The 25,853-nt window shown below is 73.2% G+C and carries 29 protein-coding genes; 14 read left to right on the top strand and 15 right to left on the bottom strand.

What is annotated here, in order from left to right:
- Positions 1 to 50 precede the first annotated feature (50 nt).
- Positions 51 to 563 (bottom strand): Asp23/Gls24 family envelope stress response protein, encoded by a 513-nt coding sequence (locus tag C9F11_RS41535; RefSeq protein WP_138965595.1) that lies wholly within the window; start codon positions 561 to 563, stop codon positions 51 to 53.
- 180 nt (positions 564 to 743) lie between these two features.
- Here C9F11_RS41535 and C9F11_RS41530 point away from each other — a divergent pair, with 180 nt between their 5' ends.
- The 5 genes from C9F11_RS41530 (at position 744) to C9F11_RS47830 (ending at position 3,490) form a co-directional block, all read left to right on the top strand.
- On the top strand, positions 744 to 1,331 hold the full coding sequence (locus C9F11_RS41530; RefSeq protein WP_249402108.1) for an RNA polymerase sigma factor: 588 nt from the start codon (positions 744 to 746) through the stop codon (positions 1,329 to 1,331).
- Positions 1,322 to 2,029, top strand: a complete 708-nt coding sequence (locus tag C9F11_RS41525; protein WP_249402107.1) for a hypothetical protein — start codon at positions 1,322 to 1,324, stop codon at positions 2,027 to 2,029. The genes C9F11_RS41530 and C9F11_RS41525 overlap by 10 nt, the downstream gene beginning before the upstream one ends.
- The gene (locus C9F11_RS41520; RefSeq protein ID WP_138965593.1) at positions 2,023 to 2,394 is read left to right on the top strand and encodes an Asp23/Gls24 family envelope stress response protein; all 372 of its coding nucleotides are present in this window, start codon (positions 2,023 to 2,025) and stop codon (positions 2,392 to 2,394) included. Before C9F11_RS41525 ends, C9F11_RS41520 begins: the two co-directional genes overlap by 7 nt.
- 161 nt (positions 2,395 to 2,555) lie before the next feature.
- Entirely contained in the window at positions 2,556 to 3,044 is a 489-nt protein-coding gene (locus C9F11_RS41515; RefSeq protein ID WP_138965591.1) for a carbonic anhydrase, read from the top strand.
- Positions 3,045 to 3,319: 275 nt separating this feature from the next.
- Complete coding sequence (locus tag C9F11_RS47830; RefSeq protein WP_171076023.1) at positions 3,320 to 3,490, top strand: hypothetical protein; 171 nt, start codon at positions 3,320 to 3,322, stop codon at positions 3,488 to 3,490.
- A 69-nt stretch (positions 3,491 to 3,559) separates the two neighbouring features.
- Here the strand turns inward: C9F11_RS47830 and C9F11_RS41510 are convergent, their stop codons facing one another.
- Complete coding sequence (locus tag C9F11_RS41510; RefSeq protein ID WP_249402106.1) at positions 3,560 to 4,243, bottom strand: LysE family translocator; 684 nt, start codon at positions 4,241 to 4,243, stop codon at positions 3,560 to 3,562.
- Positions 4,244 to 4,296: 53 nt separating this feature from the next.
- Positions 4,297 to 4,647, bottom strand: a complete 351-nt coding sequence (locus tag C9F11_RS41505; protein WP_138965589.1) for a MarR family transcriptional regulator — start codon at positions 4,645 to 4,647, stop codon at positions 4,297 to 4,299.
- Positions 4,648 to 4,782: 135 nt separating this feature from the next.
- On the opposite strand from C9F11_RS41505, the gene C9F11_RS41500 reads away from it, so the two are divergent.
- Entirely contained in the window at positions 4,783 to 5,511 is a 729-nt protein-coding gene (locus C9F11_RS41500) for an anti-sigma factor antagonist (RefSeq protein ID WP_138965587.1), read from the top strand.
- Between the two features lie 49 nt (positions 5,512 to 5,560).
- On the opposite strand, the gene C9F11_RS41495 is transcribed toward C9F11_RS41500, so the two are convergent.
- Complete coding sequence (locus C9F11_RS41495) at positions 5,561 to 6,325, bottom strand: GNAT family N-acetyltransferase (protein ID WP_138965585.1); 765 nt, start codon at positions 6,323 to 6,325, stop codon at positions 5,561 to 5,563.
- 331 nt (positions 6,326 to 6,656) lie between these two features.
- Here C9F11_RS41495 and C9F11_RS41490 point away from each other — a divergent pair, with 331 nt between their 5' ends.
- Both C9F11_RS41490 and C9F11_RS41485 read left to right on the top strand, forming a co-directional pair.
- Complete coding sequence (locus C9F11_RS41490; RefSeq protein WP_138965583.1) at positions 6,657 to 7,001, top strand: hypothetical protein; 345 nt, start codon at positions 6,657 to 6,659, stop codon at positions 6,999 to 7,001.
- Positions 6,998 to 7,333, top strand: a complete 336-nt coding sequence (locus C9F11_RS41485) for a hypothetical protein (RefSeq protein ID WP_138965581.1) — start codon at positions 6,998 to 7,000, stop codon at positions 7,331 to 7,333. The genes C9F11_RS41490 and C9F11_RS41485 overlap by 4 nt, the downstream gene beginning before the upstream one ends.
- Here C9F11_RS41485 and C9F11_RS41480 read toward each other — a convergent pair.
- The gene (locus C9F11_RS41480) at positions 7,320 to 8,573 is read right to left on the bottom strand and encodes a hypothetical protein (RefSeq protein WP_138965579.1); all 1,254 of its coding nucleotides are present in this window, start codon (positions 8,571 to 8,573) and stop codon (positions 7,320 to 7,322) included. The genes C9F11_RS41485 and C9F11_RS41480 overlap by 14 nt on opposite strands.
- A 295-nt stretch (positions 8,574 to 8,868) precedes the next feature.
- Complete coding sequence (locus C9F11_RS41475; protein WP_249402283.1) at positions 8,869 to 9,213, bottom strand: helix-turn-helix domain-containing protein; 345 nt, start codon at positions 9,211 to 9,213, stop codon at positions 8,869 to 8,871.
- A 122-nt stretch (positions 9,214 to 9,335) separates the two neighbouring features.
- On the opposite strand from C9F11_RS41475, the gene C9F11_RS41470 reads away from it, so the two are divergent.
- Entirely contained in the window at positions 9,336 to 9,998 is a 663-nt protein-coding gene (locus C9F11_RS41470; RefSeq protein ID WP_171076022.1) for an NAD(P)H-binding protein, read from the top strand.
- Between the two features lie 71 nt (positions 9,999 to 10,069).
- On the opposite strand, the gene C9F11_RS41465 is transcribed toward C9F11_RS41470, so the two are convergent.
- The 4 genes from C9F11_RS41465 to C9F11_RS41450 form a co-directional block, all read right to left on the bottom strand.
- A complete protein-coding gene (locus C9F11_RS41465) occupies positions 10,070 to 11,359 on the bottom strand; it encodes an alpha/beta hydrolase (RefSeq protein WP_138965577.1) in 1,290 nt (429 codons plus the stop codon).
- Between the two features lie 93 nt (positions 11,360 to 11,452).
- Positions 11,453 to 12,571, bottom strand: coding sequence for a serine hydrolase domain-containing protein (locus C9F11_RS41460; protein WP_249402282.1), 1,119 nt, complete (start codon positions 12,569 to 12,571; stop codon positions 11,453 to 11,455).
- A 279-nt stretch (positions 12,572 to 12,850) separates the two neighbouring features.
- The gene (locus C9F11_RS41455) at positions 12,851 to 13,612 is read right to left on the bottom strand and encodes a GNAT family N-acetyltransferase (protein WP_138965573.1); all 762 of its coding nucleotides are present in this window, start codon (positions 13,610 to 13,612) and stop codon (positions 12,851 to 12,853) included.
- A 52-nt stretch (positions 13,613 to 13,664) separates the two neighbouring features.
- Positions 13,665 to 13,871, bottom strand: coding sequence for an antitoxin (locus tag C9F11_RS41450; RefSeq protein ID WP_138967604.1), 207 nt, complete (start codon positions 13,869 to 13,871; stop codon positions 13,665 to 13,667).
- A gap of 270 nt (positions 13,872 to 14,141) precedes the next feature.
- Between C9F11_RS41450 and C9F11_RS41445 the strand changes: the two genes are divergently transcribed.
- Positions 14,142 to 15,515 (top strand): alkaline phosphatase, encoded by a 1,374-nt coding sequence (locus C9F11_RS41445; RefSeq protein WP_138965571.1) that lies wholly within the window; start codon positions 14,142 to 14,144, stop codon positions 15,513 to 15,515.
- Positions 15,516 to 15,889: 374 nt separating this feature from the next.
- On the opposite strand, the gene C9F11_RS41440 is transcribed toward C9F11_RS41445, so the two are convergent.
- The gene (locus tag C9F11_RS41440) at positions 15,890 to 16,822 is read right to left on the bottom strand and encodes an alpha/beta hydrolase (protein ID WP_249402105.1); all 933 of its coding nucleotides are present in this window, start codon (positions 16,820 to 16,822) and stop codon (positions 15,890 to 15,892) included.
- A gap of 531 nt (positions 16,823 to 17,353) precedes the next feature.
- Between C9F11_RS41440 and C9F11_RS41430 the strand changes: the two genes are divergently transcribed.
- From C9F11_RS41430 to C9F11_RS41415, 4 genes are all read left to right on the top strand, one after another.
- A complete protein-coding gene (locus tag C9F11_RS41430) occupies positions 17,354 to 17,947 on the top strand; it encodes a hypothetical protein (protein ID WP_138965569.1) in 594 nt (197 codons plus the stop codon).
- A gap of 29 nt (positions 17,948 to 17,976) precedes the next feature.
- The gene (locus C9F11_RS41425) at positions 17,977 to 18,384 is read left to right on the top strand and encodes a hypothetical protein (RefSeq protein ID WP_138965567.1); all 408 of its coding nucleotides are present in this window, start codon (positions 17,977 to 17,979) and stop codon (positions 18,382 to 18,384) included.
- Positions 18,385 to 18,827: 443 nt separating this feature from the next.
- Positions 18,828 to 19,367, top strand: a complete 540-nt coding sequence (locus tag C9F11_RS41420) for a hypothetical protein (RefSeq protein ID WP_138965565.1) — start codon at positions 18,828 to 18,830, stop codon at positions 19,365 to 19,367.
- 270 nt (positions 19,368 to 19,637) lie between these two features.
- Positions 19,638 to 20,021 carry a helix-turn-helix domain-containing protein gene (locus C9F11_RS41415; RefSeq protein ID WP_138965563.1) on the top strand — a complete coding sequence of 128 codons (384 nt, stop codon included), beginning with the start codon at positions 19,638 to 19,640 and terminating at the stop codon, positions 20,019 to 20,021.
- Positions 20,022 to 20,052: 31 nt separating this feature from the next.
- On the opposite strand, the gene C9F11_RS41410 is transcribed toward C9F11_RS41415, so the two are convergent.
- The 4 genes from C9F11_RS41410 to C9F11_RS41395 all read right to left on the bottom strand — a co-directional run bounded on the left by C9F11_RS41410 (position 20,053) and on the right by C9F11_RS41395 (position 25,758).
- Positions 20,053 to 22,917 carry a type 2 lanthipeptide synthetase LanM family protein gene (locus C9F11_RS41410; RefSeq protein WP_138965561.1) on the bottom strand — a complete coding sequence of 955 codons (2,865 nt, stop codon included), beginning with the start codon at positions 22,915 to 22,917 and terminating at the stop codon, positions 20,053 to 20,055.
- A gap of 127 nt (positions 22,918 to 23,044) precedes the next feature.
- Positions 23,045 to 23,242: a DUF6229 family protein gene (locus tag C9F11_RS41405; RefSeq protein ID WP_138965559.1), complete on the bottom strand. Its 198-nt coding sequence runs from the start codon at positions 23,240 to 23,242 to the stop codon at positions 23,045 to 23,047.
- Positions 23,243 to 23,603: 361 nt separating this feature from the next.
- Positions 23,604 to 24,086: an NUDIX domain-containing protein gene (locus tag C9F11_RS41400; protein WP_138965557.1), complete on the bottom strand. Its 483-nt coding sequence runs from the start codon at positions 24,084 to 24,086 to the stop codon at positions 23,604 to 23,606.
- Positions 24,087 to 24,132: 46 nt separating this feature from the next.
- Positions 24,133 to 25,758 carry an amidohydrolase gene (locus tag C9F11_RS41395; protein WP_138965555.1) on the bottom strand — a complete coding sequence of 542 codons (1,626 nt, stop codon included), beginning with the start codon at positions 25,756 to 25,758 and terminating at the stop codon, positions 24,133 to 24,135.
- Positions 25,759 to 25,853: the final 95 nt, after the last annotated feature.

The following is a 25,853-nucleotide window of genomic DNA, read 5'->3' as shown; positions in this document are numbered from 1 at the left end:
TTCACCTCATGTCAGGGGCAGGACGTCACGGCCGACGGGCGCGCGGACGGTCACTCCACGCGGGCCGGGCCGTTGTCGGCGCTGTCGTCCTCGGGCAGGTGCACGTCGTTGACGGCGACGTTGACCTCCACGACCTCCAGGCCGGTGATGCGCTCCACGGCGGCGATGACGTTCTCGCGGACGTCGTGGGCGACGTCGGTGATCGGTACGCCGTACTCGACGACGACGTCCAGGTCGATGGCGGTCTGCCGCTCGCCGACCTCCACCTTCACGCCGCGCCCCACGTTCGAGCGGCCGCCGGGGACGCGGTCGCGCACGGCGCCGATGGCGCGGGACAGGCCGCCGCCCATGTCGTACACGCCGGGGATCTCACGGGTGGCCATGCCCGCGATCTTGACCACGACCACGTCGGCGATGGACGTCCTGCCGCGCGTGGCGGCCGGCTCGTCGGCTCCGGTGCGGCCGGTGAGGGTGGTGACGCCCGGCGCGTTCTGCCGGGTGCCGCCGGTGTGCTCCGCGGTCTGGGGCGTGTTCGCCTTCGCTGCCAGCTCTTGTGTCGCCATGGGGCCGTCTCCTCGTCTCACGGTGTCCGTAGGTGCCTTCTTTCTGCTCTGACCCGTGTGCCCGGCCGGTTGTTACGCATCCGCGCGCACTTCTTCGACCGAATAGGAATCGGTCAGGGTCGCGTAACGTCCGCGCCCCCGGCCGGGTCGTAGGGAGAGGACCACCAGAGAGGAGCGAGCGTGCCCGGGGACGAGGACGGGACACCGTGGGAGGCCGGCCCTTCCCCCCGGCACGACGACGCGTTGCTCGCGGTGCGTGCGGCGGAAGGGGACGAGGAGGCTTTCGAGGCGCTCGTCCTGCGCCACGGACCCCGGCTGCTGCAGCTGGCCACCCGGCTGCTCGGCAGCCCGACGGAAGCGGAGGACGCCGTGCAGGAATCGTTCGTGAGCGCCTGGCGCAAGCTGCCCGAATTCCGCCGCGACGCTCGCTTCGGCACGTGGATGCACCGCATCGTCACCAATCGGTGTCTCAATCTGCTCCGGGGCCGGACGCGCGTCGCGGGCCTGGACGACGTGCCCGAGCCCGCCGCGCCGGAGCACCAGGTCTCACCCCCGCGGGCCGTGGAGGGCATCGCCGCCGTCGAGGAACTGACGAAGGCCATGGAGGGCCTGTCGGTGGAGCAGCGCGTGTGCTGGGTCCTGCGCGAGCTCGACGACATGCCGTACGAGTCCGTGGCCGAGACGGTCGGCATCACGACGGGAGCGGCCCGCGCCCGGGTCTTCCGGGCGCGCCGCCACTTGATGGAGACGATGGCGGCATGGCGGTGAACGAGCACGGCGGGCCCGGAGCGGGCGACGAGACACCGGTCCCGTACGACGGTGACGGGCTTGTGCCCTCCGACGACAGGGGCGGGCCGCGGCCCGCGTACGACGGCATGCGCGGCGGAGCGGCGCCCGAGGACGAACGGCTGCCCTGCGGCCGCCGGCTGGCCGCCGTGTGGGAGGCCGGGGAGGCGGGCGAGCCGGATCCGCACATCGCGGACTGTCCGTACTGCCTCCCGGCGCTCGACGGCTTCTACGAGTTGCAGGACGTGGTGTGGCGGGCCCGCGACGTGCAGCGCTCCGCGTGGCCCGCGGACGCCTCGGCGCTCAGCGCGCGGATCATGGACGTGGTCCGCCTCGAACTGCGGCCCGGCCGCACGCTCCCCCTGGGCGAGGCGGACGAGGACGCGTGGATCGTCGAGGCGGCGGCCGCGCGCACCTTCCGCGCGGCCGCCGAGACGCTGCCGGGGGTGCGGGCGGGCAGCTGCCGGGTGGCCCCGGCGGGGCCCGGCGGCGCTCCGCGCGCCCCGGTGACCGTGCGCATCGAGGTCCAGACCGCCCCGTCCTGGGACCTTCCGGACGTCGCCGACCGCGTACGGCGCCGGATCGCCGACGCGGCCGCGGACGCCCTGGGCCTGCGCCTGGCGGCCGTCGACGTGGTCATCACCGATCTGCTCGACGCGAACGGAGACGAGGCATGGTGACCCGGGCACACGACGGCAGGCGGCTCGTCGAGGCCGTCGCCACGGCGGTGGGCGAGGTCCCCGGAGTGGCCTTCCTGCGGCCGGGCCTCGCCGGACGCCTGCGCGCCACCACGATGTCGGCACCCCGTACGAACGGCGCACCGACGGCGTCGACTTCGGGCATACGCGTCCGTGGCGCGAGCGGCACGCGGGGTGCCCGTGACGCCGATGGGCTCGCCGTGGACGTGTTCGTGGTGGTGCACCGGGGCCACCGTGCCGTCGACGTGACCCGCGCGGTCCGCGAGGCCGTGACGCGGGCGGCGCGCACCACGCTGGCGACGCCGGTCCCGGTACGCGTGACGGTGACGGTCAGCGGCATCGTGTGACGGCTTCCACGGGCGGGCCACGAGCGGCGTACCCGCGTTCATTGCGGGGGCGTTGCAGGACCGTGGCCGAACCGGCCGAGGCCTTCCGCCGCGCCGGGCCCGTCACTACGGTGCCGAGCGACGGATGCCGGGGAGGCCCGGCCTCAGAAGGGGAGGACGCCGTGTCCGCGACCGACGAGTACCTGGCCCACAACACCGCGTACGCCGCGTCCTTCCGCGGCCCGCTGCCCCTCCCCCCGTCGCGGCAGGTGGCGGTCCTCGCCTGCATGGACGCCCGCCTGAACGTGTACGCGATCCTCGGCCTCAAGGACGGCGAGGCCCATGTCATCCGCAACGCGGGCGGCGTGGTCACCGACGACGAGATCCGCTCGCTGGCCATCAGCCAGCGCCTGCTGGGGACGCGGGAGATCATCCTGATCCACCACACCGACTGCGGCATGCTCACCTTCACCGACGACGCCTTCGCGCGACAGCTCGAGGAGGAGACCGGGGTCCGCCCGCCCTGGGCCGCCGAGGCGTTCCCCGACCTGGAGGACGACGTACGCCGGTCCGTGGAACGCATCACCTCCAGCCCGTTCGTCCCGCACACCGACTCCGTCCGCGGCTTCGTCTTCGACGTCGCCACGGGGCGCCTGAGCGAGGTCAAGTAGCGCGGTGCTCCGCTGAGCGGAATAAGAACGTGACGTCCCGCGTCGCTCCGGCCCCTCCTCCGCCTGATGCCTCCCCAGGCCACGCGAGGATGCCATGACACACCGATCGGCTCCGCGCGGGACCGGGCTCAAGTCCCGCGGCACCCAGCGCAAGAGAACCTTCGTCCTGGGCCCCCGGTGCCGCCGGGTGCGCGTCGCAGGACGCCGCCCAGTACGGTCCCGGCCAGGGGGACAGCGGAGGTCCGGTCTTCAGCCTCACGGGCGGCCTCTCCCGGGTGATCGCCCTGGGCACGGTGACCTCCGGTGCCTCCGACGCACGCGTGCCCTGCCGCGGGGAGAACCGGCCCCGTCGCATCTGCGCCTGGAACTTCAGGTTCGACCGCGTCGACCACGCGCTCACCCACGTCCTCTCCCCCACCTTCGGCGGCCGGATCGTCACGGGGTGACCCCGCACCGCCCGCCCCTTCGCCCTCGGCTCGCAGCGGTCCCCGCTCCAGGACCGGTACGAGCCGAGGTCAGCGACGCTCAGCGGCCAGCCACCCGGCGAGCCCCAGCATCGCGACCCCGGTGCACGCGTCCAGCGCCCGCCGGGTCCGCCGCGTCATCCCCAGGCTCTGCAACCGCCCGCCCAGGGCGGCGTACCCACACGCGCAGAGGAACTCCACGGCGATGTACGCGGCGCCGAGGAGGAGCAGCGGCACCGCCGCCTCGTCGACGCCGTTGCCCAGGAACTGCGGCAGGAACACGGCGAACAGAAGGAGCGCCTTCGGGTTGGAGGCCGCGACGACGAACTCCTGCCGGGCGAGCCGCCGGCCCGTGCGCCCGCCGTCGCCCCTGGCGGGCGGGGCCTCCCGCTCCGTGTACGAGGTGTGCCCCGCGCCCCGCCGCCGGCGCACCGCCGTGAGCACCGTGCGTCCGCCGAGCCAGACGAGACAGACCACGCCGCACCACTTGATGACGTGGAAGGCCACCGCGGAACCGGTCAGCACGGCCCCGAGGCCCGTTGCCACGGCGACGACCATCAACGCGAACGCGCTGAAGCGGCCAGCGAGCGCGCCCACGGCAGGACGCGGGCCGTGCCGCAGTCCGTTGCGCAGGGCCAGCAGCTGGTTCGCCCCGGGGGTGGCGGCGAGCAGCAGCGCGGCGGGAAAGAAGGAAGCCCACTGGATGCCGGAGACCATGGGCTCCGTGTACCCCACGGGCGCGCGGAGTCTCACTCGAGCCGCGGCGCAGGGTGTCCCGGCCGTGGCGTTCAGCCGTCGCGCGCGGGGCCCCGGTCGGTGTGCGGCGCGGCCGCGTGCTGGGTGTCGACCTGGGCGAGCAGGCCCAGCAGAGAGGCCACGGTGAGCCCGGCCTCGGCTGGGTGGCGCAGGATCGTACCCGGCTCGATCTGGTAGGCGTTGGTGCGGCCTTCGCGGGTGTGGGACAGATACCCGCTGTGCTCCAGATCGGAGATGATCTTCTGCACAGCGCGTTCGGTGAGTCTGCAGTGAGCAGCGATGTCCCGGACCCGCGCGTTCTGGTTGTCGGCAATGACAGCGAGTACCCGCGCGTGATTGGTGATGAACGTCCATCCCGTGTGCGGTTCCGGTGCTCCACCCATGGGCAGATCGTACGCCAGCCAGTTCATGCAAGAGAATACGTGAACCAGATTTCATGTATCCGTTGACGTGGATCCGCAGGACGGCGAACCTGGTGACGGCAGATACACAGGCGCTCCAGCCCAGGGGAGAAGACCATGCCGCAGGCGGCGCAGTCAGGGACCGGGCAGGCCGACAGCCGCGCGGGGCTCGCCGACCCCCGCGGCCCGGCGCCGCGGTCGGAGCTGACGGTCCGCCTCCGCGCCGAGGGCGACCGCCTCGTGGTCACCGTCCGCGGCGATCTCGACCTCGACACGGAACAGGAGCTGCGCCGCGAGCTGCGCTCGGCCCTCGCCCGCTCCGGCGAGGGCATCGACGTGGACCTCAGCGGCGTCGCGTTCTGCGACTGCTCCGGGCTCAACACCCTGCTGACCGTGCGCCAGCGGGCCCTGGACGAGGCGAAGACGGTCGCGATCCTCGCGCTCAGCCCGGCCGCGGAGCGGGTCTTCGCGCTCACCGGGGCCCTGCCCCTGTTCACGCCGGAGGCCTCCGCGCAGGCAGGTGCCCCGTCCGCCGCCGACGGCCCGGACGACTCCGAGAACGGCCTGCGCGTCAAAATCGCACAGCTGCGGCGTGCGATGCAGACCCGCGGCCCCATCGACACGGCCCGCGGCATCCTGATGGCCGCCTTCGCCCTCGACGAGGAGGAGGCGTGGGACGTCCTGGTCATGACCTCGCAGAACACCAACGTCAAGCTGTACCTGCTCGCTCAGCAGGTGGTGGGATCCATCAAGGGCGCCCCGCTGCCGGACGCCACCCAGGCCCAGCTGTCCGCCGCCGTCACCCACGTCACAGCCGTGCACGGCCGGGCCGGGCGCGGGGAGTGAACCGCCGCCTCCAGCACGGCGCCGGGCGGGGTTCCCGCGCCCCGCGGCCTCACGCGGCGCCGACGATGCGCGCCGAGACGCAGAGGTCCTCGTCGCGGTAGCCGAGCCGGTCGTACAACCGGCGCGCGGGGACGTTGTCGGCGATCTGCCACAGCGTGCAGAAGCCGTGCTCGCGCACCGCGTACCTGGTCAGCCAGGCGGTGAGCGCGGCACCCAGGCCCTGGCCGCGCTGGGCCGCGTCGGTGGCGACGGACGCCATCAGCGGCGCCCCGCTGTCGCGCAGGCTGCTCAGGGCGCCGCAGGCGACGAGCCGCCCGTCGCCGTCGCGGATCCCGGCCCAGAGGCTGACGTCGGCGGAGCCGGGGCCCGTGGAGTGGCCCGGACTGTGCTCGCCGAGGAAGGCGGCCAACTCCTCGTGGTGCTCCGCGCCGAGCTCGGCCACGCGCTCCTCATTGCGCATCACGGGCGGCTCCACGAGCGTCCAGCGGAAAACCCACTCCACCACGTCGGAGAGCTCGCGGCGCTCCCCCACCAGCGCGGCGCTGCCGCGCGGCCCGGTGAAATCCTGCACAGCACCGGGCAGTTCACGCTCGGCGTGCAGCACGAGTTCCGCGGCCGCCGCCGCGTCGCCGACGCTCCACACGTGTCCGCGCCCGGCGTCCAGCCAGGCCACGGCGCCGTCGCCGGACCAGCCGGTCCGGTCGTCCTGGCGGCGCCGGGCGGCGCCGAAGCGCAGCAGGGCGGCGCCGGACCGACGCTCCAGGCCCTGGTCGAACAGGTCGGCGGTCCGGGAGACAAGAGTCGTAGCCTGCATCGTTCTCTGCCAAGGAAGGGGGTACGGGTACACGGGAACGTCAGGCGCTCGGCCGACAGGACGGCCACTGTGACATACCGGCCCCGGGGTGGGGCAAATCGGCTCTGACGTGGCCTTATGTGAGAGCGCCCGCATGGGAACGGCGCACGGGTGACCCGGTCCGGACCCGCCCCCGCTCGACCACGCGTTCCCTCGCTCGAATGGTGTGCGAACTGCCTTACCCACATGGGTGATGACAGGAGTCGGCCCTTCAAAAGACCTTGAAATCAGCGGACTCTCTCGGACATAGAGCCCTTCGTACGGACGAAGGCTCAGAAAGGGGGAACACGCCATGGACACCCCGAGGCGTACCGGGCGACGTATCGCGAGGGCCGCCGCGGCCACCGGTGCCGCATTCGCACTCGTCACCGGCCTCTCCGCCCAGGCGCAGGCGGCCAACGGCACGCTGAGCTTCCGCGACGCGAGCGGGATCGACCACGCGAGAGACAACCCGACCAACGGCGTCTGCTACAGCTTCACGGCCGAAGCGGTCAGCGTCGCCAACCTCACCGACACCGACGGCAGGCTCTTCACCGGCAGCCTCTGTGAGGAGAACACCTTCCTCATCCCCATCCACGCGGGCTCGTCCCTGGTCTTCGGCGCGACGAAGCCCCGCAGCGCCAAGTTGGGAGCGTGACGGCCGTGGGAGACACCCTGCGCCGCGCGGGCCGGGCGGTCCTGGCCCCGGCCCTGTCCTTCGCGCTCCTCGCCGGTTTCCCCGGCGAATCCGCCGCGGCCATCGGCGTCCTGAAGTACACCGACGCACAAGGCGTGGAACACCGGAAGGAGAATCCGCCGGACGGAGTCTGCGCCTACTTCGAGTCCCCTGCGGTGAACGTCACCAACGGCACGGGGACGGACGCCGCGCTGTACCGGGACCAGGAGTGCACCGACTTCCTGATCTACGTCTTCAAGGGAACGCGGCTCGAGTTCGGCGGCGACCGGCCGCAGGGGATCAGGTTCGGCTGACCGCACCGACGGAGCCGTCGGCCTCGGTGAGCCTCGCCAGGCGCTGTCGCACGTCCTCGCGGGCCCCGTCGCTGCCGGTGACCCGGGTCCGCAGGCTGAGCAGTTCGGTGCCCAGCTCGCGGATCCGGCCGGTGTCGGTGACCCGGTGCCAGGCCTGGTGAGCGCGGTCGACGGCCTCCACGACGGCCGGGTCGCTCTCGGGCTGCTCGGCCATCAGACGGGTCACGGCGCCGCGCATCCACAGCTCGCAGGCCCGGTCGAAGGCGCCCTCGGCGAAGGCCAGGAAGGCGCGGACCTCGATCCAGTGCGCCACCTCGGGCGAGGTCGCGCCGTGGCCGCGCAGGGCGTTCTGCTCGCACGCGGCGGCGATGGCGGCGGCCTCGGCGTGCCGCCCGGCCCGGCTCGCCTCGCTGATGGCGCGGTGCGGATCCGCGACGGCCAGGGCCGCGGTCGGCTGCGCGGGGACGACGGGCGCGGTCGGCTGTGCGGGGACGACGGGCGCGAGGGCCGCGGCGGGCGCGACCGGTGCCGTCCCGGGCGCGGGGACGCCGACCGGGGGCTGCGGCCCCGTGTCTGCCGGAGCGATGCCTCCCAGCCAAAGAGTGGCGGCCTCGTCGACGTCGGAGGCGGCCGCCTCCACGGCCTGCTCGTGCAGAACGTGCGCGGGAGGCGTGGCCGGAACCGTGCGCAGGATGTGGGCGAAGGCCCGCGTGTAGGCAGGGGCGGGCCGATGGTGGCGGTCCTCCCACTGCACGGCTCCGTACAGGGCGTAAGGGCCGTCGAGCACCTGTGCACGGCGGACGAGCGCCTGCCAGACGGCGGTGTCGGCGGCCAGGGCGGCGACCACGGTCGTCGTGCCTGGTGGCCGGTGCCGCAGCTCGGCGGTGAGCCAGTGCCACGGCAGGGCCGTGTAGCGGACCGTACGTGCCGTGGTGCGGGCGAGCGCCAAGTGGAGCAAGTGCTGGCGGGTGTCGACGACCAGGTGCCCGGCGACGTGGACGAGCAGGTGCCCCTCGGCGGCCGCGGCCGTCCGCAGACACGTCAGCACGGTCTGGGGATCCTCGGGATTGGCCAACTGGACGGCGCTCGCCTGCCGGGTGCCGACGAGCCGCGCCGGCGGCAGAGCGGCGAGGGGCGGCAGCTGGGCGGTGACGGCGAACGGGTGGCGCACCGGTGGCTCGGCGGCAATCAGCAAGGCGTATCCGGGCAGGTCGTGGTCGGTGCTCGTGCTGTTCGCCATGCCCAGCACCGTATCTGGCCAGCCGTCGGGCGCCAGAGCCTTTCGTACGACTCCCCCGCCGCGGGCGCGCCACTTGTCTCCTTCCAGGCCGAATGGTCCCGAACGCGGTGGGCTCGGCACCGGAGACACTCGGCCAAATCCGAAACCCGGGACGCATGGCCGGCGCCCGCTCGGGCACACTGATGGCCGGGCCCGCCGTGCTCCCCCGTCGCGGCGGGCCCACCTCTCGGCCCGGCCCTCCGCCCGGCTCTCCCGGGGGCGGGACGGGCGTCGGTGCCCCGGAGGACCGGCCGGCTCAGTCCGCCGCGTAGGCCTCCCTCGCCGCGACGATGTCCGGCACATGCGTACGCGCCCAGTCGCAGGCGACGTCCAGCGGCTCCAGGAGCGAACGCCCCAGGGCGGTCAACTCGTACTCCACGCGCGGCGGGTTCTCGTCGTGCACGGTCCGGCTCAGGAAGCCGTTGCGCTCCATCGAGCGGAGCGTCTCGGTGAGCACCTTGGGGGTGACCCAGTGCAGCGGGACCCGCAGCTCGGTGAACCGGCGCGGGCCGCCCTCCAGACAGCGCAACACCATTGCGGTCCACTTGTCGCCGACGCGGAACGGCGCCGCGCGGTCGGAGCAGCCGGGGTCGTCGAACATCTCCGCGGACAAGGGCGTCTGTGCGGGCAAGGGCATCTGTGCGGGCAAGGACTGGTTCACCGGCCCGACGCTAGCCCAGTACCTTTGCAGTAACCAGCCACCCCCGTCCTAACGTCGGCGTCATGAACAACGACCTCATCATTTTCGGAGCGGGTGGACGCGTCGGCCGGGCGGCGGTGGCCGAGGCGGTGGCGCGCGGCCACCGGGTGACGGCGGTGGTCCGTGACCCCGCCAAGTACCAGGACCTGGGCGGCGAGCGGGTCACCGTCGTCCAGGGTGACGTGACCGATCCGCGCTCGGTGGCGGCGCTCGCCCCGGGTCACCGTGCGGCGGTCAACGCGTCGGCGCGCCTCGACATCGGCTCCGAGGACTACTTCACGGCGGCGGCGCGCGCGCTGACCGCGGGGCTCGCGGCGGCGGGGGTGCGACGGCTGCTGGTCCTGGGCATCGCCACGACGCTGGAGACCTCCCCCGGCGTACGGATCATGGACGGCGCGGACTTCCCCGCGGACTGGCGGGCCTTCGCCCAGGGGCACGTCGCGGAGTTCGAGCTCCTGTCCACGGCGGGGCCGGAGCTCGACTGGCTGATGGTCGTGCCGCCGCTCGACCTGAACGCCGACGCCGAACCCACCGGCGGCTACCGGACCGCCGTCGGCACCGTCCTCGAAGGGCCGGGCCGGATCTCCCACGCGGACCTCGCGATCGCCCTGCTCGACGAGATCGAGACGCCCCGCCACAGCCGCGTGCAACTGGCGGTGACGGCGGCCACCGCCGACGGGGCCTGACACGCGCGGGCACGCGGAGCACCCCGTCGACCGGCGGGGTGCTCCGCGTGCCCGCAACGGGCGGGGAACGCCTACCGCCGCCCCACCGCGTCGAACCACCGCACCACCTGCGGCGCCGACACCACGAACGACCGGAAATGGTCCACGGCGCCCTGGTCGACGATCCGCGCGGGCGCTCCGTGGCGCGCCAGTCGGGCCGCGCAACTGCGCGTGTTGGCGATCGGGACGTCGGTGTCGGCCGTCCCCGCGTACAGCCGCACCGGCAGGTCGGCCTTCCAGTCGCAGGTGCGGTCGTTCTCGCGCGCCGCGTCCAGCAGACCGCCGCTCGGGTGCTTGAGCTTCTCGTAGAAGTCCGGCGTGAGCAGGTCCTTCACCGTGGGCGCGAGCGCGCCGAGGATGTCCTCCTCCTCGTGGTTGCCGTCGAAGAGACCCTCGACGCGGTGCGCGTACGGCTTCCGGAACACCTCGGCCGGGTCCTTGTAGATGGCGTGCAGACGGTTCTGCGCGACCAACCAGTACGACACGTAGAGAACGCCGCTGACGTCGTTGACCCTGCCGTCGTACAGGGCCGGGAGCTCCTGGCCCTGTAGGTCGTACGGACCGCTGACGGGGGCGAGGGCCCGGAGCCTGAAGTGCCGGTCCGCGCCCTCCCGCAGCGCCCGTCCGAGGCCCATCGCGACCTGACCGCCCTGCGAGAAGCCGGTGGCGTACACGTCGCCGTTGAGGGGGCGGCCCAGCTTTCCCGCCGCGGCGCGAGCGGCGCGCAGCATGTCGACCGAGGCGGTGACGGACGAGCGGGTGTCCATGTACGGATGGAGGCCCGGCCCGCCGCCGAGCCCGAGGTAGTCGGGCGCGGCGACGGCCCGCCCCGCGGAGGCGTGCAGATACGAGGCGACCCGCCCGAAGTCCTCCCCGGCCGAGGGCGCGTAGTCCCGGTTGACCATCGTGCCGTGCGTGTCGGAGACCACGTCGAGCCGGTGGGTCCCGCCCTTGGGCAGGGTCAGCAGGCCGGTCGCGGTGGTGGGCCGGCCGTGCGGGTCGACGGTCTTGTACGTGAGGCGGTAGGCCCGCACGCCGTACCGCGCGGGGCCGCTGTCGACGTTCCGACCGCCGAGGAAGGACCGGACCTCCGTGAGGTCCCGGTCGGCGACGGGGACCAGGGAGAGGAGGTCGCCGCGCCCTGCGCTCCGCTCCCCGGCACTCCGCTCCCCGGTGCTCCGCTCCCCGGTGCTCCGCTCCCCGGCGGCGGCGACGGGCGCCGCGGCCAGGCCCGCGAGCAGCAGGGCAGCCGCTCCGGCAAGGCCCCGCCGCACGCCCCGACTCGCCCTGTGCGCACGGGCTTTGCGTGATTCATCGCTCATGCCCCGAACGCTACGGGCGCGCGGCTCACCTCGACATCCGAGTGTCCCCCGTGCCGGGGGTGGACCTGAGTGCACCCCCGGCCGTGCCGGAGGTCAGCGGCACAGAGCCGTGTCCACGACCTTCTCCACGCGCCGCATCTCCGCCTCGCTGTCCGGCATGCGCGTCACCGCGACGTTGGCGGCGCGGCCGTCCTCGGTGACGCCGCCCCGGGTCTCGAAGCCGTCGATGTCACCGCCGTGGTTCCAGGCGACGCCGCCGCACGACAGCGGCCTGCTCACGAGCCCCAGGCCGTAACGGACGCCGGGGCCGAGGGCCTTGGCCGGGATCGTGGTGCGCATCTGGGCGAGCTGGGCCTTCGGCAGGAGGTCACCGTCCAGGAGCGCGCCGAAGAACCGGTTGACGTCGGCGTTGGTGGAGACGAGCTGACCCGCCGCCCAGGCCCAGGAGGGGTCCATCTTCGTGAAGTCGCGCGGCTGCCCGCCGTCCGGGTTCTTGATGTAGCCCTGGGGGTGCCGCTCCCGGATCGTCTGGTCGCCGACGGCCGGGAAGTAGGTGTGGCGCAGCCCGACGCGCTGGATGACGCGCTTGTCGATCTCCTCGGCGAGGGGGCGTCCGGTGACCTTCTGGATGATCAGCCCGGCGAGGACGTAGTTGGTGTTGTTGTACTCCCACTTCTCGCCGGGGGCGGAGCGGGCCTTGTGCTTCAGGGCGATGTCGAGGAGGTCGCGGGGTGCGAAGTACCGGTGCTGGACGGCCGGGAAGTCGAGGTAGTCGGTGTAGTTGGGCAGCCCGCTGGTGTGCTGGAGCAGCTGACGGACGGTGATGCGGCGCCCGTCGATGCCGTCCCCGCGGACGAGGCCGGGCAGGTACGTGTCGACGGAGGCGTCGAGCTTCACCTTCTTCTCACCGACCAGTTGCAGCACCACCACCGCGGTGAAGGCCTTGGTGTTGCTGCCGATGCGCACCTGTCCGTCCCGGGGCACCTTCGCCCCCGTGGCCAGGTCGCCGACGCCCGCGGTGTAGCTGCGGGTGCGGTCGTCGCGGTCGGTCACGCTCGCCAGGGCGCCGGGCGGGCCGCCGTCGCGCACCAAGGCGTTCAGGCCCTTCTGCACGGGGTCCGGCCGGGTGGCGGGCGCGGCGGAGGCCGCCGACGGCGCCAGGGCGCCGAGCGACAGCACACCGGCGGTCACCGCGACCGCGGCCCGCCCGATGCCGCGGCGGCCGCGCCGCCACCGTCCGCTCTGCTGTCGCCCGGGAGAGCTCTGCTGCCGTCCGGGAGCGCGGTATGCCTGTCCTGCCTGTTCACGCACGGGTCAACTCCGGGGAAATCGTAGGGATATCGGCGGTTGGTGCCGACACCCAGCATTTCCGGAAGTGATCATTCAGGACGATCCCGCTACCCACCCGACTCGGGCGGGGGCTAACCCCCGGCATGCCACCCGGCAGGCACCAGTCCCGGAGCCCGTCCGGCACGGCGGCGGGTCGCGGGCTCAGCCCCGTTCGAAGCAGTGCGTGACGCCGATGGCGGAGAAGCCGCGGCGCTCGTACCAGTGACGCGGCCAGTCCGCCGCGTCGGCGGTGAGGAACCGGGTGCCGCAGCCCTCGTCGACGGCCGCGCGCAGGGCGGTGTTCAGAACGGCGTCGGCGTGGCCGCGCCCGAGGTGGGCCTCCGAGGTGACCAGGTCCTCGATCTGGGCCAGGCCGGTCGCCGGGTCCAGATAGAGGTCGGCCCACGAGGCGACCTCGCCTCCTGCCGTGCGCGCACCGAGGAAGCGGACGACGTCCGCGCCGCGCCGACGGGCCTCGCGCCGGTCGACGAGATGGCGTACGACCTCGTCGTCGACGTCCGGAAGGAGGTCCCGCCAGCGGCGGGTGAGCGGAGTGCGCAGCGCGTCGAGGTCCACCTCGTCCGCGGCTCCGCCGTCGTGGACGGGGCCCGCGTGCAGCATGACGAGATAGGCGGAGTGGGAGTATCCGGCCCGGATCAGCGGCTCCGCGCAGGCCGTTCCGACCGCGTCGTCGAGGACGGAGACCAGCCGGTGCGGCAGGTGGCCGAGGGCCCGGTCCGCGAGGGCGGGCAGCGCCTCCGGGTCGACGGCCCCCTCGATGACGACCTGGTTGTTCGCGCGGGAGTGCGCGAAGGCGTCGTCGTGGACGGCGAACCCGCCGGGAAGGTCCACGACACGTCCGGCCTGACGGCGGGCGAAGGCGGCCAGGAAGGCGTTGATCCGCTGGAGTTCCGATCTCGACATGGGGGGAGCCTAGGCAGCCGTGGCGTCGGCCGCCTTCGCATTTCCCGCCGGATCAGGCCTTCTTGTCGCCCAGCTTCCCGACGAAGCCCTGCGCCTTGTCCACGGCCGTGTCGATCTTGTCGCTGTGCTTGCCCTCGGTCTTGCCGTCGATGAAGTCGCCGACCTTCTCCAGACCGCCCGAGATCTTGTCACCGTGGGTCTGGGCCAGGTCCTCGGCCTTGTCCTTCAGGTTCTTGAGGTTCTTCAGGGCGTCGAACATGTACTGCCTCATCCTTCTATTTCTGGGTTTCCCCTGGTCAGGACCATGATCCCATGTGATTGGCCGGATGAGGCGCCGGGGGCGCACCCCGGTGGGTACGCACGGCCGGTGCGGGAAGGGACCCAGGGGGCGGCCGCGCGCCATCCCCGATCGGCAAGATCCACTTCGTGTCACGCGCACGTCAGGGAAACATCGCCGGAGCGTTCCCGCCGGTTCACATAGCGCTGGTGAAGTGTCCGACAAGTCCAGTACTCGATCGAGGAGTCGTGCATGTCCAGACCGCGCCGGTCCCCCCGTACTCTCATAGTCGCCGCTTCCGTGGTCGCCGCCACCGCCACCGCCGCTGTCGCGGTCACCGCCGCGGCGGGGGCCTCGGGCGGCAAGGAGCAGGCCCAGGCCGCGATCAAGGGCGGGAAGGCGAAGAACGTCATCCTGCTCATCGGCGACGGCATGGGTGACTCGGAGATCACGCTGGCCCGCGACTACACCGTGGGGGCGGCAGGCCGCCTGAACATGGACAAGTTCCCGCTCACGGGCAGCTACACGACGTACGCCGTGCACCCCGACGGCTCCCCGGAGTACGTGACCGACTCCGCCGCCAGCGGCACCGGCTGGGCCACCGGCCACAAGACCGTGAACGGCCGCATCTCCAAGACGCCGGACACCGACAAGGCCGTCCCGACGATCCTGGAGCTCGCGCAGCGCAGGGGCTACGCCACCGGCTCCGTGACCACCGCCGAACTCACCGACGCCACCCCCGCGGTGCTCGCCTCGCACGCCACCGACCGCAGCTGCCAGGGCCCCGCCGACATGGCCAAGTGCCCGGCCGACACCATCGCCAAGGGCGGCCCGGGCTCCATCGCCGAGCAGAGCGTCAACCACAAGGTGGACGTGCTCCTCGGCGGCGGCAAGCAGCGCTTCGACCAGAAGGTCACCGACGGCAAGTACAAGGGCCGCACGGTCACCGAGCAGGCGAAGAAGCTGGGCTACCAGGTCGTCACCGACAAGGCCTCGCTGAAGAACGTCAAGCCGGGCAAGCCCGTCCTCGGCCTCTTCGCCGACGGCAACGTGGCCACGGAGTGGACCGGCAAGCCCGCCGCCGTCGGCGGCACCGACCCGCAGCGCTGCGTCACCTCCAACCCGAACCGCCCGGACGGCACCCCGGCCCTCGCGGACCAGGCCACGCAGGCCATCAAGCTCCTCGAGGCCAAGCAGAAGAAGCAGCAGTCGAAGCAGGGCTTCTTCCTGCAGATCGAGGGTGCCTCCATCGACAAGCAGGACCACGCGGCGGACCCGTGCGGCCAGATCGGTGAGACCGCCGCGTTCGACCGCGCGGTGAAGGTGGCGCGCGCCTACGCCGCCAAGCACCCGGACACCCTCGTGGTGACCACCGCCGACCACGGCCACACCAGCCAGATCGTGCCGCTGGACGCGCAGCCGCCCGGCCTGACCTCCACCCTGGTCACCGACGAGGGCCAGCAGCTGAAGGTCAACTACTCGACCAACACCCCGGGCAAGGCCCAGGAGCACACCGGCACCCAGGTCCGCATCGCCGCCCAGGGCCCGCAGGCGTACCGCGTCCTCGGCGTCACCAACCAGACCGACCTGTTCACCACCATCCGCGAGGCGCTGCGTCAGCGCTGACGCGACCCGAGCACACGCGTACGGCACACGACCCGAGGGGTGGTGTGCCGTTCGCGCGTCCGGGGGCCCGCCCGGCGGCACGAGAGCGGAAAGAAAGTCGCGCTGACCTGTCACATTCTCCGGCGCCGGTGCGTCAGACCCATGACGGCAACCCCGGCGAGACCGGAAAGCAGCCGTCCTTCCCCAGCACCTGATCCGCTCAGCAGTTTCCCCGAGGAGCCCCCATGTCCACCACCGCCACCATCGTCGCCGCCCTCGTCCTCGGCTACACCGCCTGACAGCAAACCCCCCTCCCCCGCGACACCCCAGCCCGCGACCGGCCCACCCAGCCGGTCACGGGCTTTCGCACGGACAGGGACCGTGTCGAGCGCCGTTCACGCGCCCGACTGCGCGAGCAGACGCCTCAGCCAGCGGGTGCGGGCGTCCCGGGCGTCCAGGCTCACGGCCGCCTTCGGGGCGATGCCGTCGAAGCCGTGGTAGGCGCCGGACCACACGTGCAGCTCGGCCTGGCCACCGGCTCGCCAGATCGCGTTCGCGTACGCGACGTCCTCGTCGCGGAACATCTCGGCCGAGCCGACCTCGACATAGGCCGGGGGCAGCCCGGAGAGGTCCGTGGCGCGTGCGGGGGCGGCGTAGTACGGCAGGTCCGCGGCGCCGTGGCGCTCGCCGAGTACCGCCTTCCACACGGTCGTGTGCGAGGTCAGGTCCCACAGCCCGCGGCCCGACATCTGGTGGCTGGAGAGCGTGCTGTTGCGGTCGTCGAGCATCGGGCAGAGCAGCAGCAGCCCGAGCGCTTCGGGGCCGCCGCGGTCACGGGCCAGCAGGGCCAGGGCCGCGGCGAGCCCGCCGCCCGCGCTCTTGCCGCCGATGATGACGCGGTCCGCATCGACGTCCAGGTCGGCCGCGTGCTCGACCGCCCAGACGAGTCCGGCGTAGCAGTCCTCCAGCGGTCCCGGGTACGGCGTCTCCGGAGCGAGGCGGTATTCGACGGAGAGCACCGCGAGGCCCAGCGGCAGCGCCCACTCGCTGAGGACGCGCGGCAGCACGGACCAGGCGTTGCCCATGACCATGGCGCCGCCGTGCAGGTAGTACAGCAGGGGCAGCGGGCCCGCGAGCCCCGCGGGCCGGGCGCTCACGAGCGTCACGTCGGGTGCGCCCGGCGGCCCCGGTACGGACAGCTCCGTCACCGCGAAGCGGCCGTCGGCGCGCAGGTCTTCGGCCGTCGGCCGGGGGCGCGACGCAGCGTCCCGCGCCCGTCGCTCCTGGAGGTTGTCGGGGGTGATCGGCTCCCTGGGGCCCGTGGCCAAGGCCGCGAGGGCCACGCTCAGTTCGGGGTCGAACGGGGGCGCGGCATACGTCTCCTGGGCGCGGCCGGGCGGGTTCGGTGCGGGGCCGGGCGGGTTCGGTGCGGGGCCAGGCGGGTTCGGTGCGGGGCCAGGCGGGTTCGGTGCGGGGCCAGGCGGGTTCGGTGCGGGGCCAGGCGGGTTCGGTGCGGGGCTCTCGCTCATGATCCGCCCTCCGTTCGGGCGGCGGAACACCCGGCCGCCTTCCCGCCACGGTCCCCCACCCCGGCGCACGCGCGCCCTGGGAACACTCGTCTGAGATCCATACGGCGTACCCCATCACACCTCCCGCGCCGCACCTCCGCGGCGCGGGCCCGCCGCCTGCCCTGACCCCGTGGTCAGCCATCCGGGCGACGGCCGACCTACTGCTGAAGCAGGGCTGTTCGCGCAGGTCAGGGTGGTTTGCTCCGGGCTCTAAACCCGCCGGGGGCGCCGCTGAGTACGTTCGGCGTCAGTCCGAAATTCATCTCGCTCGGGACGTCACGGGAGGCCCCAGTGAGCTTCATCTTCCACCGACAACTGCCGGACGAACGCGCCGTGTTCACGCTCTTCCGGGACGTCTACCTCGGTGGGGCACCCGTGTGGGACGTCCAGGAGTGGGTGCGCAAGGAGGCAGCCGAGTACCACGCCTCCGAGGCCCGCCGGTTCAGGTCGAACTGGGTCGAGTTCCGGGGCAGGACCATCGCCAAGGCGCGCAAGCACCGGAGCGCGATCCTGTCCGGCCGCTCGGAGCCCGTCACGTTCTATCTGGAGCATCTGCCTCCACTCCTTTCGAGGCAGCTCGACGAACATCTGAACGACGCCGACCTGCCGCCGGGATGGGATCCGGCCGAGAAGAAGCAGACGATCCTCGGCGGCCTGCACTACGTGAGCGACGGAAACCTCACGGAGCGCCAGAAGGAGGTCTTCCACATGGCCGGGGTCATGCGGATGCCGCGGCCCGAGATCGCGGGCGCGATGGGGATCACGACCGACTGCGTCAAGGCCCACTTCAGCAACGCCTGGAAAACCATGACCGAGGACCAGGTCGACGTCGACGGTCTCGAGTGGCTCCTGTCCGGGCGGCGACGCGAGCCCGTGCCCACGTGAAGCGGCACGTGAGTGACGAGAGGGAATCGATGACCAGGCCCTGCACCACCAGCACCGCCAAGGAGGAGGCTCCGATGGGTGAGTTCCGTACGTATTCGTTCGACCCGGAGAAGCATGTCCGGGCCTACGCCGACACCGTCCACAAGGCCTGCTGCGACGAACGCCGGTCCACCCGGGCACGGACGCACAGCACGATCGCCAAGGTGCCGAACGCGGCGATGCCGCTCGGCGCCGTGATGGTCAGCATCTGCATGACCGTCACGATGCTGCTGTTCTGGGGGATCTCGACAGCGGTGGCCCTGCAACTGGGAGCCGGGATGGCGACGCTGTACACCGCGACGAACGACGTGCGGATCTCGGTGGTCCGCAACAACCCGGGCTGGCGGCAGCGCCATCGGATCCTGGCGCGCCTCATCCCCCAGCACCCCGGGGACTAGCCGCGGCTCCGCACGCCGCCGCCGGGACTTCGTACGCCGATCCTGTGGCGGACGCCGCGCGGTCGCGGCCCGTCCACGACTCCTGCCTTGCACCTCGACCCCATCACGGAAGAGCCGATGCCCTCATTCCCCTCGTGGCCCCCCGTACGGAGAACGGATGACCAGGAAACACCGCGGTTCGTACGTGTCCGCGGGGCCGTCCGCCCGGAGCCGACCGCGTCGCCGCCCGGCTCGTCCGCGCCCCGGCGGCCGCACGCGATAGCACCGTCCGACGGGGCGCCGCGGCCCTGAACGACCGCGGCCCCAGGCTTGGTGGAGCCCGAGGCCGCAGCTGTGACGTGCGCCGTGTCACCGCCGCACGGAGAACCTTCAGACGCTCGCCGGCCGATCTGTCCAGGACCTGGCCGCCGGGCATCCTCCTAGTTCCCGGTTAGGACAACCTCATGGTGCCCCCATGCTCTTCGTTTCCGTGGCAAAACACGGATGACATCTGCGAGAGCGGTCTGTTTCAGGCCAGCACGGCGGCTTCGGGCGGCTTCAACGACACGTTCACCTGGGCCGCTCTCCTCACCGCGATCGGACTCGTCGCCGCGGCCGTCCACCGCTGGCGCGACAAGCGGGCCAAGCTCCTGGAGAAGGACTACGTGGTGCTCGACAAGGTCGTCGTCGAGCTCGACACCCTCCAGTCGCTGGCGGCGACCCATGCGGACCTCGACGGTCTGAGGAGGGAGCTCAGCCTCGTCAGGCAGGCGCAGAAGCGCTTCCCGAAGATCCCGTTCGGTGCCGTCGTCGCCACGATCGAGGCGTATCAGACGACCGTCTTGAGCACCGAGTGCGCCAAGAGGCTCACCAAACGCATCTCCGACAAGAAGTCGGTGACCGAGGCCCTCGAACTCTCGCGCCAGCAGGGCGCGAAGATCGCGGACATCCGTGTCGCGATCAACTCCGCGCAGCGCGTCATCGACCGCAGGCTCAGGCGGTGACCTCAGCCGCCCGGCCGGGCGTCGACGACGAGGCTGATCTCGACGACCTGGCCGGGGACGTAGCCGAAGTCGCTCTCGGCCCGCACGTCGAACGGGAAGACATCAGCGGTGGTCATCGATTTCATCCTTCTGGTGCGGGTCTCGGGACAGGGAGGACCCCGGCGGCGAGTGGACCGGATCCGCCGAGCCGCTCTCTTGTGGTTACTCGGAAACCGTAGGAGAGTGAGCGCCAACCTGGAAGAACGCACTTTTCCGTAACGGGGGAACCCGATGGTGACCAAGCAGCAGCTCAAGGGCCTGCCCGAGGACGCCGATCTGAGGCGGGCGGACTCCCTGGCGCGGGAGATCTTCTCGGACATCGCCAACAAGTGGGCGTTCCTGATCATCGAGGCGCTCGGCGAAGGCACCCTGCGCTTCACCGAGTTGCGCAACGAGGTCGAGGGCGTCAGCCACAAGATGCTCACCCAGAACCTGCGCATGCTGGAGCGCAACGGCCTGGTGGAGCGGACCGTGCACCCCACCGTGCCGCCGCGCGTCGAGTACACCCTCACCCCGCCCGGCCGGGCCCTGCGCGCGGTGGTCGACGGCATGTGCGGCTGGACCCACGCCCACCTCGGCGACATCGAGGCCTCCCGCGACCGCTTCGACGGCTGACGGCACAGGCCGGTCCGGGCCGGGCGGGCCATCAGTCGAGCAGCAGGGGGTTGGGCAGCTGTGCCGCGGGGTGCATGCGCAGGAGGGTGTGGAGCACTCCCGCGAGGCCGGACATGAGGCTCGGTGAGAACGCCTCGCGGGCCAGGCCGCCGACCGGGCCGCGCTGTTCGAGGCCGGTCAGGATCTCACCGTCGAGGCCCTGGGGGTCGTCGGCGCCCAGGGCCGTCAGGAACTCCCAGAGGCCGAGGTCGCCGTGGCACAGGGTGTGGCTCCAGCCGAAGCCCTCGGCGGCGCAGGCGCGTGCGGCGCGCCGGGCCATGTCCAGGTGGGCCGGGTCGCCCGTGCGCCGGTGCAGGTCCAGCAGGCCGATGCCGATGCCCGTGCTGCCGTGGCACCAGCTGGTGAAGAAGTCTTCCTCGGCGCCGATGCGCACGTCGAGCCAGTTGCCGTGCTCGGGGCGGTAGAGGGACTCCTGATAGGCGAAGGCCCGCTCGGCGAGGCGGGCCCAGCCGCGTCGCTCGCCGGGCGTTCCGGCGTCGGTGAGGGCGAGCCGCAGCAGGGCCCAGCCGATGCCGGTGGCGCCGTGGGCGAAGCCCCCGATGCCCTCGGGGTTGAGCCGGGTCGGCCAGCGGGCACCGCTCTCGTCGACGACGGCCAGGCCGGAAAGGCGGCGGCCGATGCGCGCGGCCGCGGCCAGCCAGCGGTCCTGCCCGGTCGCCGCGGCCAGACCGAGCAGGGGGACGACACCGCCCGCCGCCCCGTTGAGGAGGTCCACCTCGACGTCGTCGTCGACCAGCGGGCCCTCCTCCAAGAGGTGGGCCCGCACGGCGGCCCGTTCCAGGAGCCGGTCCTCGCCGAGCACCCGGTGCAGCGCGAGCCACGTCCACACCTGTGACGCGGCACCGCTGAACGCCCCCGGCGACGGCGTCGGCGTGACGTCCTCGGTGCTCACCAGGACCCGCAGGGCCCCCGCGAACGTCTCGGCGACGCCCGGTACCTCCTCCGCGCGCCCGGCCCGCACCTCCTTGTCGTACTCCGCGAGCGTCAGCGCCACCCCGCCCTGCCCGGTGTAGAGGTCGGCGGGCAGCACCCTGATGGACCATCCGGCGGGGGTGAACACCGGGCTGATCCAGGTGACCGTGGAGTCGGCGCCGCGCACCGCGCCGTCGCACAGCCGCCGCACCATCCGCGCCGCCAACTCCCGGCGGCGGCGCTCCCGGTCGCGGGCGTGCGGGTCGCGGGCGGCGGCCTGCACCCGCGCGGGCAGCGACCGCTCGTTGAGGTACGCGCCCACCAGGGCGTCCTGGATCACCGCCTCCTCGAGGGCCAGGTCGGCGGTGCGCCAGTCCTCGACGGTGGCGCGTACGACGGCCGCGTCCACGGGGAAGGTGACCATCGGCACGTCGCCGACCAGGAGGTCCGCGATCTCGCCGTCGATGGCCGCGCGGTCCGTCGGCGCGCCCGGCAGGACCTCGGCGTTGCGGCGCAGGATGTCGCGGGCCCGCTCGACCGCGGCGGGTTCGTCGTGGAGCGACGCCGGGTGCCACAGCATCCGGCCGATGTCGACGTACGCCTGCGTCGGCCGCGGGATCCGCCGCGCCCGCGCGCCCTCGAAGCGGCGCAGGAGCGCGTGCGGGTCGGTGCCGGGCCGCCGCAGGTGCGCGGTCATCTCGCGGAAGCCCGCCAGGACGCGGTCCCAGTACGTGCTCAGGACCGGGGTGGGGCTCGGGTGGTTGCCCGCCGTGGGCATGGCCACCAGGTCCACCTCGAAGCGGGCGGCCGCGGTGCCGCCGCCCGCGATCACCGGGTGCGGGATCAGCGGCTGCTGGCCGGGCAGCGCCCCGACCCCGGAGATGTCCACGCCGCCGAGCGCGAAGCCCGTGCCGCGCACGGGCAGCAGTCCGGTGCGCAGCACCGTGCGGCGGATGGCGGCGGCGGCCACGTCGACGGCGTCGCCGCGGCCGCTGGGCGGGAACGGCGCGGGTGCGTCGAAGAGCGTCTCGGCGTCCACGATCACCGGGACCGGGCCCGCGGCGATCATGTTCTCGGCGTGCATGTCGGTGCCGCCGGTGCAGCGCAGGACGGCCAGCCAGTGTCCGACGCCCCGGTAGAACGCGGCGAGTTCGGTGTCGTCGGCGCAGTAGCGGTGGGGGACGAACTCGGCCCAGCCGTAGCCGTCACGGGCCAGCGTCCGCGGCACCCGGATCCGCTCGTGGCGCGGCGGGGCGCCGGGAAGGTCCGCGAACAGCTCGTCGAGGAGCGCGCCCAGGGCCACGTCGGCCGCGGACGGCCGTGGCTTGTACATGACGCTTCCGGCGGCGAAGTCCACCCGGCTGACGGTCAGTCCGCCCCGGTGGCTGTCGCCCGCCCCGAACGCGACGGCGCGCACCTGGCCCGTCGGCGCTCCGAGCAGCGGCCCGAGCAGTTCGCGGTCCGTGGCGAGCCGCTCCGCGAACCGGGCCGTGGCCGCGACCGAGAGCCGCGCCACCGACGCGACCCGCGCGCCGAGGGTCGGGTAGCGGTGGGCCAGGGTGTCGAGGTAGCCGTCCGCGCCCGCCTGCTCGATGAACGCGGCCCAGGTGCCCTCGTCGGGTCCGGCCGCCGCGCCCGCGTCGGCCTGGCCCGCGGCCGTCGCCAGGCGCAGCGCGTGCAGTTCGATCAGGAAGAGGCGGGACAGCTTCGCGTGCAGGGAGGTGAGCAGGGCGGTGTGCCCGGCCTCCAGGATCACGTCCCGTTCGCGCCCGCCGAGTGCGGCCACGGCGGCGAGGCGCCGGGCCAGCTCCTGCCGCCAGGGGCGGGCGAGGTTCCGCACGGGCCGGGCGAACCACTGGGCCTCGTCGCGTTCCCTGCCGGGTCCGTCCTGCTGTCCGGGCTCGTGCGGTGCCGATCCGCTCACGGGCCACTGCCCCCATCCCGCGCCGCGCTCCGGCGCCTTCGAGCCGCTTGGACGAGAAGCGGGGAACCGCGGGGCCCGGCGCGCTCCCCGTCACGGGAGTGCCGTGGCCCGCGGCTCCCCTCGGGAATCAGCAGCACCAGCTGCCGTGCGACCCGCTCGGGCTGGAACAGAAGCCGTACAGCGAGTCGCTCGGGTCGGTCAGCGCGGCCTCGGCCGCGCTACCGCCGACGTAGAGCGGGCCCGCGGGGTTGGCCTGGCCGTACGCGCTCTCGGCGCCCGACAGCCACGCTTCGAGAACGGCGTTCTGCACACTGGTCTGGGGCATGAGCGGCCTCCGGAAGTAGGAGTTGGGGACGGATTGCCGAGACCTGAGTATCACCGGACTCAAAGGCTCCTCAGCCGACCGATCCAGCCACAGTCACACGGGGTTCGTGAGACTCAGAGCACCCTCTGGGACAGGCGGGACCGGTCGCGCCCTGCTCACCTCCCCCGGCTCCACACCCCGTTCCGGGCCACGACCTGCCGCCTTGCCGCGTGCCCCGAGGCCTGGAGGATCTCGGCCAGGCTGGCGAGAGCGTCCGCCTGATGCGCGGAGCCCGAGCACGCGCGCGTCCACGGCCTGCGGGACGCCCGGGATCCCCCGGGCTCGCCGGGGGCCCGGGCCCCGTCCGACGGGTCGGGCCGCCTCAGGCCACGGGCACGAGCCCGTCGCGCCGCAGCATCGGCAGGATCTGCCCCGCCACCGCCGGAGCGAGCCGGATGTCGGTCTCGGTGCCCGTGATCCACCGCAGGTGGGCCAGTTCGGCCGCGGGGCGGGGCGCCCGGCTGAGGCCCGCGGTGAAGACCGTCAGCTGGAGGGGCACCCCTTCGAGGGCGGCCGTCGACTCGATCTCGGCCAGGAACTCCGGCGCCACCGGCCGGACGCCCAGTTCCTCGTCGAGCTCCCTGACCAGGGCCTCCAGCGGCTCCTCCCCCGCGTCGGGCTTGCCGCCCGGCAGATAGAACACCTCTGGCGCCGCCTTCTTGCTCACCACCAGCAGCCGCCCCTCCTGAACGACCACGGCGGCCACGACGACCAGGGGATCCGGCGTGCCGTGGCCGCCGTCAGCGGCCGGGGACTGCCACGCGTCGCGGCCGCCGCGAGCGACCGCCTCACCGATATGTGCCATACACATCATTCTCTCAGGCGCCTGCCGCCACGCCTGAGCCGACCGGTCACAGCCGGGCGTCCCGATGGGTCGGCCTGCCGTCGACGGCGGTGAGCAGCACCGGAAGGTCCGGGAGTTCGGTCGCGGGGGTGGTGAGCGGATCGGCGGCGAGGACCGTCAGGTCGGCGCGGTGGCCGATCGCGACGCGTCCCGCCTCGTGCTCCGCGCCGGCCGCGTAGGCGGCGTTGACGGTCATGCCCTGGAGCGCCTCCAGCGCCGTGAGGGCCTGCTCCGGGCCGTGCGGGGGCCGGCTGAGGTCACGGCTCGGGCGGCGGTGGCGGGCCCCGGCCATGACGCCGAGCGGCGGGGCGGGCGCGATGGGCCAGTCGGAGCCGAGGACGACGACGGCCCCGGAGTCGTACAGGTCGCGGCAGCGCCAGGCACGGGCGGCCCGCTCCTCGCCGAGGCGGCGCGACCAGTTGTCGGTGTGGTCGGCCCGGGTGAAGTCGCAGCAGTGCGTCGGCTGCATGGAGGCGACGACACCCAGTTCGGCGAACCGCCGCAAGGTGTCGTCGGGGACGGTCTCGATGTGTTCGACCCGGTGCCGTACCGCGCGCCAGTCGTCGGCCTGGGCCTTCTCGACGGCGTCGAGGACGTGCCGTACCGCCGCGTCGCCGATGGCGTGGGTGGCGGTGGGCACTCCGGCGCGGTGGAGCTCGCCGATGACGCGGGTGTACTCCTCGGGGTCCGGCCAGAAGGCGTGCCGGGACTCGCCGTGGCAGTCGGGCCGCTCCAGCCACGCGGTGCCGTTGTCGATGGTGCCGTCCATGAAGATCTTCACGCCGTCGGTGCGCCACAGGCGGCCGCCCTCGCCCTGCTGGTCGATGAGCGCGCGCACACCGTCGGCGTCGGTCCCCGGCTGGCACCACGGGGCGACCCGCAGCCGCAGCGGAAGCTGCCCGGCCGCCTCGAGTTCGGCGTAGAAGGCCAGGCTGTCGCCGCCCGCGTCCATGACGTGGCCACCGGTGAGGCCCGCCGCGGCCATGGTCTTCAGCGCGGCGGCGACCCGGGCGCGGCGCTCCTCGTAGGTGGGCTGCGGGGCGACCCGCTGCACGAGCTCGCAAGCGGCCTCCTCCAGGAGCAGCCCGGTGGGCCGCCCCGCGCTGTCGCACACCACCTCGGCGGTCGCCTGGTCGAAGGTCCGGGGCCCGTCGACCCCGGCGAGTTCGAGGGCGCGGCGGCTGACCAGCATGGAGTGCGCGTCGAAGAGCAGCAGTTGGGCGGGCACGCCGTCGAGTACGGCGTCGAAGGGGGCGGACTCGACGGGGGCGTCCGCGAACACGTTGGGGTCCAGGCCCCAGCCGCGCAGCCACGCGCCGGGGGCGAGGTCCCGTACCTCGCGGGCGAGCGCGGCGCGCACCTGGGCCACGTCGGTGCAGGCCGACAGGTCCAGGCCGCGGGTCAGTTCGGCGCCGGTGACGGGGTGGATGTGTCCGTCGACCAGACCGGGTGTCACCACCGCGCCCTTGAGGTCGATCACCTCGGTGGCGGGGTCCGCGAGGGCGCGGACCTCCTGGTCGTCGCCGAGGGCGGTGATGCGTCCGCCCGCCGCGGCGAGCGCGGTCTGTGGCAGGAACTCGCCGGACTCCGGGTCGAGCAGACGGGCCGAGAGCAGGATGAGGGAGGTGCGCACGGGAGGTCTCCTTGCGGGGTCGTCGGGTGAATGCCGCGCTGCGTTCGGCGTGCTGCGGGAGGTCGGCAGCGCTCGACTCGTCGTGGGGATCGGCG

It is taken from the genome of Streptomyces sp. YIM 121038 (genome assembly GCF_006088715.1).
Lineage (GTDB): Bacteria > Actinomycetota > Actinomycetes > Streptomycetales > Streptomycetaceae > Streptomyces.
The sequence above is the reverse complement of the archived record's forward strand: the minus strand, read 5'-3'. Positions and strand labels throughout refer to the sequence as shown.